This window comes from Desulfopila sp. IMCC35006, from assembly GCF_005116645.1.
Taxonomy (GTDB): domain Bacteria; phylum Desulfobacterota; class Desulfobulbia; order Desulfobulbales; family Desulfocapsaceae; genus Desulforhopalus_A.
Map to the genome: position 1 here is coordinate 1 of NZ_SWCM01000038.1, position 2,063 is coordinate 2,063.

1 protein-coding gene is annotated in these 2,063 nt (G+C 49.2%); it reads left to right on the forward strand.

Annotated elements, in window-relative coordinates:
* Positions 1–160 precede the first annotated feature (160 nt).
* The gene (locus tag FCL47_RS24045) at positions 161–1,969 is read left to right on the forward strand and encodes an IS1634 family transposase (RefSeq protein WP_136816269.1); all 1,809 of its coding nucleotides are present in this window, start codon (positions 161–163) and stop codon (positions 1,967–1,969) included.
* Positions 1,970–2,063 lie beyond the last annotated feature (94 nt).

The window sequence follows — 2,063 nt, forward strand, 5'->3', positions numbered from 1 at the left end:
CCCATGTTTAACAAGATCAGTGCAAAACCCATCTTTTTTTGCTCCCTTGCGCAAAAAATATTCAATAATTTCAAATTCAGTTGTGTTAGGATTCAATTGTAGTGCCATAATTACTCTTTGAGCTATTGCCTTTCTTGGCGAAATATGTCAATGATAATGCATGTATATTCGACAGACAAAGACCAGCACCTCGGTAACAGGCGAAGCATATTATACCTACCGCCTGGTTGCCTCGGAAAGAATCGGCGGCAAAGTGCGGCAGAAGACCCTGCTCAACCTGGGCAGGAACTTTTCTTTGCCACGCGAACAATGGCCCCAGCTTTGTACCCGTATTGAGGCGATACTTTCGGGACAAATGGTGCTGGTCGCGCCCTCGGACAAAATAGAAAAATTGGCGCAGCGCTACGCAGCACAATTGGTAGCTTCTCCGCAACCTGGTGATCAGCAAGAAGAGGTGCAGCCGGTAACCTATGCCGAAGTGGATGTTGCTTCCCTGGAGTTGTTACGTCCCCGGTCAATTGGGGTTGAGCATGTGGGGCTGGAGATACTGAAATGGCTTGGGTTGCCAGAAATTCTTACCTCAGCTGGTTTTAATGGTATCCAGCAGGCAGCGGCTCTAGGCAGCATCATCAGCCGAATGGCTGAACCTGGCAGTGAACTTGCCACCTGGCAATGGTTGACTGAACGAAGTGCTCTTGGTGAACTCATTGATGTGGATTATGAAGCCATGTCACTGATGCGGTTGTATAGAACCTCAGATCTTCTGGTGCGGCATCGGCAGACGATTGAAACCGCCCTGTTTTCGCGAATCAATGATCTATTTTCCCTGCCGACAACCGTCACCCTTTATGACCTGACCAACACGTATTTCGAGGGTGAGATGGCCGGCAATGCCATGGCCCGTCGTGGCCATTCCAAAGAAAAGCGCAGCGATTGCCCCCTGGTGACTCTTGGCCTGGTGTTGGACGGTAGCGGCTTTGTCAGACGTTCAAGAATGTTCGAAGGCAGCGTGTCTGAGCCGACAACACTTCAATCCATACTTGAAAGGCTGGAGACCCCGAAAGGTGCCATGGTGATCATGGACAGGGGCATCGCCAGCCAGGCCAATATCGATTGGCTGGTCGAAAAACAATATCGATATCTGGTTGTCAGTCGTGAGCGATCTCGTCAGTTTGCGGCAGAGCAGGCGGTGCCAGTATCCTCGGCATCAAGGCAGACTATTCAAATACAGCGGGTTATGCGTGAAGATGGCTTGGAAGTGCGGTTGTATTGTCATTCCGAACAAAGGCAAGAGAAGGAAGATGCCATGAATGCCCGTTTTATCAAACGATTTGAAGCTGGTTTGCAAAAGATCGCCGCGAGCCTTGCAAAACCAGGAGGCATAAAAAAGCGAGACAAGGTTTTGCAGCGAATCGGTCGACTCCAGGAGAAAAGTTGCGGCATTGCTCAACACTACCGTATCGATTTGGTCAACGATGATGGAGGTGAGGTGGTGACTGCTTTAAGCTGGGAACGGACCCCGGTTGAGGGCACGCGATTGACCCATCCCGGCGTCTATTGTCTGCGAACCAACGAACTGGACTGGGATGAAGTTACGTTATGGCAGACATACACCATGTTAACTGACCTGGAGGCGGTATTCCGCAGTCTGAAGTCGGAGTTGGGAATGCGTCCAGTTTATCATCATAAAGAGGAACGCGCCGAAGGGCATTTGTTCATCACTGTTTTGGCATACCAGGCAGTTCAGGCTATCCGGCGGAAATTGAAGGGCAGTGATATTAACGACAGTTGGACCTCATTGCGCAGAATATTTTCAGGACAGCAGCGGATAACAGCTACCTTCAGGCAAAAAGATGGCCGGACGCTCCATATACGCAAAACATCTGTAGCCGAACCCAAACTGAAAAACCTCTACGATGTTCTCAGGATACATCCTTCCCCGGTGGGCCTTCGCAAAATGTTCAACTGATGCAAAATAATGCGAATGTAGTGCCACTGGAAATATTTAATGGCTGTATGTGTTTATATTTTCTAGATATTATTTTTGCTGTGTTAAACATGGG